The sequence below is a fragment of the Campylobacter sp. BCW_6461 genome (genome assembly GCF_001762735.1).
GTDB lineage: Bacteria > Campylobacterota > Campylobacteria > Campylobacterales > Campylobacteraceae > Campylobacter_D > Campylobacter_D jejuni.
On record NZ_MJXJ01000004.1, the window covers coordinates 1 to 3153 of the forward strand.

Genomic DNA, 3153 nt, shown 5'->3' on the forward strand with positions numbered 1-3153 from the left:
AGAAAAACCTTTTCTATGGGCTTGTGAGAATTTACTTGATAAAGATTTAAATAAACCTTTTGAAAAATTAGAACCTTTAAGTTTAAATAAACAAAATGAGTTTTTACTTAAGGCTTATTATAAAGTTTATCAAAGTATTAAACATTGTAGAGATTTTAACGATAATTTTATTAAAGTTTATGATAAAATAAAAAACTCTTTTATGAGTTTACAAAATTCTCAAAAAAATGAAATTTTTATTCAAGAAATTATTCAAGATATAGATAAAACCAAAACTCAAATAGATGAACTTTACAATACTCAAAAAGATTTGATACAAATTTTAGGTCCCTTACTAACTCAATTTGAACTTAATCTTGCTAGAATTTATGTTTTAAATCCTAAAACCAAAGAAGATGCTTTTAATAAAAGCATTCTTTGGATAAAAGAACATTTAGAATTTATGGAATTAGTTTATGGGCATATTAAAGCACAAGAAAATGCTTTGATTAAAAATATACTTCCTTTAGAAGAAAAACTTAAAGAAAGAAAATTAGATAAATGGATGGAAAGGGTGAGAAGGTGAGAGAAGAGCTTTTTTTAAAAAATACTCAAGCTTTGTTTGAGGTCGATGAGTTTTTAGCTTGTACACTAAGATCACTTAAATACTTAACTTTTGCACTTATCCAAGATGAAAATGGAATAAATTTTAAAAAAGATGATATTTTTCTTTATGAAAATCCCAATAAAGAGCTTTTAGAAAACCTTACTCTGTTTAAAACCGAATATAACAAATATCCTGTTTTGTTTTTTTATGGCTTTGGAAATGGAATGTTTTATAAAACTTTATGTAAAAACAAACAACATAAACACATTATCATTTTTGAAGACAATCTTGAAATTTTAACTTTAGCTTTTCATTTATTTGATTTTAGCGAAGAATTAAAAAAAGAACAACTAATACTTTTTTATACTCCAAATATTAATACAGCACAACTCACCACACTTTTTACTTATGAAATCATTCAAAAAAGTGTAAAAATTTTTAATCTTTTTATCCATAATGATTTTTATCAACAATTTTATAGCACTCAAATACAAAATATAAATACTCAACTGATAGAAATGATACGATTTATCGTTTTAAACAAAGGTAATGATCCACATGATTCTTTAGTTGGAATCAAACATACCCTAGATAATCTCCCTAAAATGTTAAATCATGGAATTTTTCAAGAATTTCTCAAAGAAAGAAGAGCTAAGGTTGAAAATGCTATCATTGTTTCTACAGGACCAAGTCTTATAAAACAACTTCCTTTATTAAAAAAGTATGCTAATAAAGCTACGATTTTTTGTGCAGATAGTGCTTATGTTATCCTTGGAAAATACGGTATAAAGCCTGATTATGTTTGCATGCTAGAACGTGATGATATAGTTTCTAAATGTTTTGATAATGATTTTGGCGATTTTAACAAAGGCATACTTTTCATACTTGCTTCTGTGGTTCACAAAGAAGTATTAGATTTTTTAGAAAAAGATCAAAGAACTTATATGCTTGTACATCGCCCTTTAAATTTTGCAGCTAGTTTAAAACTTGATGAATATGGATATCTTGGAGTAGGACACAGTGTTTCCAATATGATCTATGAACTAGCAGGAGCTTTAAGATTTGAAAATATCATTTTTATAGGACAGGATTTAGCTTATGGCGAGGATGGAAGTTCACATCCTAAAGAGCATATACATGGAAGTCAAGGTGAAGAAATCAGAGGAGAAAAATATACACTAGCTTATGGGGGAAAAGGCAAAGTAAGAACTCAACTCACTTGGAATTTATTTCGTCAAGCTTTTGAAAAAGATATATTTTGGGCAAAAGAAAAACTCAATATCACCACCTACAACTGCACCGAAGGTGGAGCAAGGATAGAAGGAACCATAGAAAAACCTTTTCTATGGGCTTGTGAGAATTTACTTGATAAAGATTTAAATAAACCTTTTGATTTTCCAAAATTTCTAGATAAAAAACTAGCCAAAGAAAAATTAGAAAAAACAAAAAAATATCTCCAAAAAAGCATTTTAGAATCCAAAGAATTTATAAAAAAAACTCAAACTCAGCTTCAAAAGCTTAGATACACTTTAGAAAAAAATGACAAGAATTTTCAAACTCTTGAAAAAATCAAAAATAATCTTTTAAATCTTTTTAAAGAATTTAAAAAACTCAAGCTTTTTAATGAACTTTGTCAAGCTATTTATTTTCATAACGAATGCGAAATTTTAAAATTTGAAGTTTTAAACACAAACAAACAAAAAGAAAATTTAATAGACTTTTTGAAAATACAACACAATTGGTTTATCCAAGGTTTAGGATACCTTGATACTCAAAACCAAACCATAGAAAAAAGTTTAGAAAATTGGAATTTTGACGATATAATCAAAAAATAATTAGGATTTCCAATGACCTTCACCCCTACCCAAAAAGAACTCTTTAACAAAAACATTGAGGCTTTAAGTAATATTCTTTTAAAAGAAAGTTTAAAAGAAATTAAATCAAGTAAATTTGAACTTATCTTAGGTAAAGATAATCTAGATATCAATCTAAAAGATACAAGTGATAATACTTTTCTTTATGAAAATGTTATTGATGAATTCAACTCTATGCTAAATACTTATAATGATAAATATCTACTTTATCCTGTATTGTATTTTTATGGTTTTGGAAATGGAATTTTATATAAAGCTTTATTGCAAAATAAAAATCATCAACATATTGTTGTTTTTGAAAAAGATATAGAAATCATTTGGATAATGTTTCATATCTTAGATTTTTCACATGAATTACAAAATTCAAGATTGATGGTTTTGAATACAAATAAACTAGAAATTCAAGATTATAATGAACTTTGTTCTTCTAAACCTTTTTTTCAATTTTCTAGAATTTATTTTTTAGAACTGATGAGTCATTATTATGAAAGATTTCATGAAGATATTTTAGGATTGAATAAAAAATTAGCAGAAAATTTTAAAAATTCTATTGTTTCTCATGGCAATGATCCCCTTGATGCTCTTCAAGGCATAGAGCAATTTGTTTATAATCTTCCTCAAATGATTACCCATCCTAGTTATAAAGAATTACTTTCTAAAAGAAAGGGTATAAGTGATACAGCTATCATTGTT

At 26.1% G+C, this 3153-nt stretch carries 1 protein-coding gene and 2 pseudogenes; all 3 read left to right on the forward strand.

Annotated elements, in window-relative coordinates; translation table 11 throughout:
• Positions 1–565, forward strand: a pseudogene (locus AJ882_RS00270) (motility associated factor glycosyltransferase family protein); the annotation flags it as partial.
• Entirely contained in the window at positions 562–2421 is a 1860-nt protein-coding gene (locus AJ882_RS00275) for a motility associated factor glycosyltransferase family protein (protein WP_079254354.1), read from the forward strand. The pseudogene AJ882_RS00270 and the gene AJ882_RS00275, both read left to right, overlap by 4 nt.
• A 12-nt stretch (positions 2422–2433) precedes the next feature.
• Positions 2434–3153 (forward strand): annotated as a pseudogene (locus AJ882_RS00280) (motility associated factor glycosyltransferase family protein); the annotation flags it as partial.